Source organism: Pseudomonas sp. JV245A, from assembly GCF_032424515.1.
In the GTDB taxonomy this organism is placed as follows: domain Bacteria; phylum Pseudomonadota; class Gammaproteobacteria; order Pseudomonadales; family Pseudomonadaceae; genus Aquipseudomonas; species Aquipseudomonas protegens.
On sequence record NZ_VYKE01000289.1, the window covers coordinates 1 to 3,316 of the forward strand.

Consider the following 3,316-nt stretch of genomic DNA (forward strand, 5'->3'; position numbering starts at 1 on the left):
CTGTTCGTTGTGTCCCTGCTGTCCCTGGTGGGCTGCGGCACCCTGATCGCCCGCACCCCCAATTCCCATACCAGCTACGACTACTACAAAGGCACCCAGGCCAATATCGAACTGCTGACCATGCGCGGAGCCAGCGGCTACGACGGCTACGTCACGCTGTTCTGCTGGATGAGCATTGTCTGCCCGGTGGTGGCCATCGTCAGCCTGCCGGTGGACGCCGTGGCCGACACCGCGCTGCTGCCCTATGACGCGATGAAGCCCTGAGCCGCGCCCCCCCTGCCAATGGCCTGAATGGAAGAGCGATCATCCGAATCATCAATTACCTGTTGCTGCTCAACACCCTGCTGCTGTCCGGCTGCGGCACCTACATGACTCGCGGCAATGCCCTGGACTTTCGCGACGACCGTTACTACCGCAGCGTCAAGACCAACGCCCAAGTGCTCACCGGCTACGACATGGGCTACGCACGCATGATCACCGGCGGCTGCTGGGTGATGGTGGTGTGCCCGATCCTGATGATCGCCAGCCTGCCCCTGGACGCGGCGCTCGACACCGTGCTGCTGCCCTACGACGCGCTCCAGCCGGAGCGGCCCAAGCGCAACATGCGCGTGGATATGAAGGAGATTCCCGAGCAAGACCTGCAGGCATTGCCCATCAGTGCCGAGGTGCAAGACCCGACGGCCCACACCCCGCCCATCACCCCGCAGGCTGATTGAACCCCTTCAGGCGGGCATGCACCCGGGCTACGCCTGATCCGGCGTGCACAGCTGGGGCACCCGCTGCGCCAGGCGGCAACGTCGCCCCAGGCGATCCACCTGGGGGCGGCCGAACAGGTAGCCCTGCCCCCACTCGCCACCACAGGCCGTGGCCAGGCCCTGGTCGGTGGCAGTCTCCACCCCTTCGATGATCACGCAGGGCGCCAGGGTCTTGCACAGTTGCACCAGGTGGCTGAGGGTCTGGGCGCTGTTGAGTTCGCTGCGGGCGCGCTGGATGTAGCCCTTGTCGATCTTGACGATGTCCGGCCGGGTCTGGCGGATGAACTCCAGGGTGCCCAGGCCCGCGCCGAAATCGTCGATGGCCACCCGGCAGCCCAGTTCGCGCAGGCACAGGACAAACTCGCTGGCCGCCTCGATGCTCGGTGGCGTGGCGCTTTCGGTGATCTCGATGACCAGCCGCGCGGCCACGCCGGGAAAGTCCCGCAACTGCTGGACAATGGGGTACCAGAATGAATCGATGATCGCGCTCTGGGCCGAGATATTGCACCCCAGGCGCAGGCGTTCGTCCCGTTGCAGGCTGTCGATCACACAGAGCACCACACTGCGGTCCAGCTCGCGCATCACCTGGTGCTTTTCCAGCAGCGCCAGGGGGTAGACATCCCCGCCCTGGGCATCGACATGGCGCAGCAACCCTTCGTGGTAGAGCACCCGGCTGCTGTCGGGCAGCCACACCACCGGCTGGAATGCCAGCATCAAATGGCCCTCGGCCAATTCACGATAAAAGTCTTTGATGCTTTGCATGACAGATCCATAGGCAAGCCAACGACGCACCCTCGAACGTGGCACGACGAGCCCGCCGCCGCACTCGCCCAAGGGTCCCTGCCCAACCATGATCGACCCTGCCCGGGCCACCCGGAAGTGTTCCCGGATACCTTTCGCTTGTCCTCGGAAACCTGGGCCGGTGCTTATTCGTCTGTGGCCTTTTGTTTATTGCAATCATGCAAAAGGCCTCATCGATATCATTTAGCCACTAGTCCAGGAAGACCTATGCACAGAATGACCAGCGCCAGCTTTCGGGTGCTTGCCGATGTCATGAGAGAAGGCGGCGCGAATGTCGACGCCCTGCTCAGAACCTTCGGCAGCAGCATCCAGGACGTTGAGGAAAATCCAAAGGGCGTGAGGCTGGAACTGGTCTATCAAGTAATGCGCGAAGCCACCCGCCGCACCGGCAACCCGGACCTCGGGCTGCTGGCCTACAGCAAGGCTCACCCGGCCAACCTGGAGGCCCTGGGCTATGCGGTGATGTCTTGCGCGACCCTGGGGGCAGCGCTGCAGCGCCTGGTGGATTACCAGGCGCTGACCAGCAACGGCTTCTGCATGTGCCTGGAACGCAAGCCCGACGCGTTGCAACTGATCGGTTTCGACGTCACCGCCGAGCCTTCGCTGATCCCCCGGGCGGTGATCGACGCCGGCGCCGCCCAGACCCTGGGCCTGCTGCACTGGCTGCTGCCCCAGCACAAGCCGCGGCCGCTGGTGGCGGCCTTCACCTACCCCGAGCCTGAGGACACGCGCATGCTGCGCCGGCTGATGGGCGACAACCTGCAGTTCTGCGCGCCCCACAACAGCCTGACCTTCAGCAGCCAGGACTGCGCCATCGCCCTGCCCACCGCCGACCCGGCGCTGGATGTGCTGCACATGGAATACGCCCGCAACCGCCTCAATGTGCTGCTCAGCGGCTCGATGACTGCGCGGGTGCGCCGCGCCCTGTCCGAATCCCTGGCCCAGGGCGCGCCCAGCGACCTGCCGCATATCGCCCAGGCAGTGGGGGTCAGCACCCGCAGCCTGCAACGCAGCCTGGGCCATGAAGACGTGCACTTCTCGGCGCTGCAGGACGAGGCGCGGCTGATGCTGGCCCACAGTTTTCTGCGCAACTCCATGCGCAGCGTCAAGTACATCGGCGCCCTGTTGGGCTTTCGCGACCAGAGCAGCTTTCACAAGGCCTGCCTGCGCTGGTTCGGCATGACCCCGGGGCGCTACCGCGAGCAGTGACAGCAACGCCGAGCAAAGGCTCGGCGCAAGGCGACAGGAGCCTGGATCAGTGGCTGGCTTGCAACTGCGGCTGCACTTGCGGCATGGCCGAAGAGTGGTGGTTGAGGATTTTCCACTGCCCGCCCAGGCGCTCGTAGAGAAAGGTGTAACGGGCCTGGACCTGCTGTTTCTTGCCGTCGGCGGCAGTCAGGGTGAAGGTGTAGACGCCGCTGTCCATGGCCGCATCCGGGCCCAGGTGACGAATCTCCCGGTAGTTGATCTGACCCACCGGCCGCGAGGCCATGAAGTGCTCGAAGTAGTCCTGGATTTGCGCGTGGGTGCTGCGCACCTGGTTGGAGACGGTCGGTTGCAGCACCGCGTTGGGCGCATAGAGGCTGACCACGGCTTGCGGGTTGCCGGTCTGCAGGGCGCTGTTCCAGCGGTCGAAGAGACCGGCGATTTCCCGGTCCTGCAGGTTCTGCGGCTGCTCGGCCACGGTGCGGTACACGTAAGGGGTGGCTTCCAGGGCCTGAGCCAGTGGCGCGCTCAGCACGAAGAACAGGGCCAGGGCG

General features: G+C 65.0%; 5 protein-coding genes. 3 read left to right on the forward strand and 2 right to left on the reverse strand.

All coding sequences use genetic code 11. From position 1 onward, the window contains the following. Together F6S12_RS30665 and F6S12_RS30670 are read left to right on the forward strand one after the other, a co-directional pair. Positions 1-264, forward strand: a 264-nt coding sequence (locus F6S12_RS30665) for a YceK/YidQ family lipoprotein (RefSeq protein ID WP_315869756.1), incomplete at its 5' end; no start/stop codon positions are given. A gap of 62 nt (positions 265-326) precedes the next feature. Continuing rightward, positions 327-716, forward strand: coding sequence for a YceK/YidQ family lipoprotein (locus F6S12_RS30670; RefSeq protein WP_053152618.1), 390 nt, complete (start codon positions 327-329; stop codon positions 714-716). Positions 717-743: 27 nt separating this feature from the next. Here the strand turns inward: F6S12_RS30670 and F6S12_RS30675 are convergent, their stop codons facing one another. Then, on the reverse strand, positions 744-1,517 hold the full coding sequence (locus F6S12_RS30675; RefSeq protein ID WP_011062108.1) for an EAL domain-containing protein: 774 nt from the start codon (positions 1,515-1,517) through the stop codon (positions 744-746). Positions 1,518-1,763: 246 nt separating this feature from the next. On the opposite strand from F6S12_RS30675, the gene F6S12_RS30680 reads away from it, so the two are divergent. Further along, positions 1,764-2,765 carry an AraC family transcriptional regulator gene (locus tag F6S12_RS30680; protein ID WP_072452809.1) on the forward strand — a complete coding sequence of 334 codons (1,002 nt, stop codon included), beginning with the start codon at positions 1,764-1,766 and terminating at the stop codon, positions 2,763-2,765. A gap of 46 nt (positions 2,766-2,811) precedes the next feature. Here the strand turns inward: F6S12_RS30680 and F6S12_RS30685 are convergent. Continuing rightward, positions 2,812-3,316 (reverse strand): SgcJ/EcaC family oxidoreductase (locus F6S12_RS30685; protein ID WP_315869757.1); only part of this gene is annotated, 505 nt, incomplete at its 5' end.

What these genes read in the sequence shown, in the direction of transcription:
- F6S12_RS30675 (WP_011062108.1), bottom strand. Translation starts at nt 1,517, where the DNA reads ATGCAAAGCATCAAAGACTTTTATCGTGAATTGGCCGAGGGCCATTTG.
- F6S12_RS30680 (WP_072452809.1), top strand. Translation starts at nt 1,764, where the DNA reads ATGCACAGAATGACCAGCGCCAGCTTTCGGGTGCTTGCCGATGTCATG.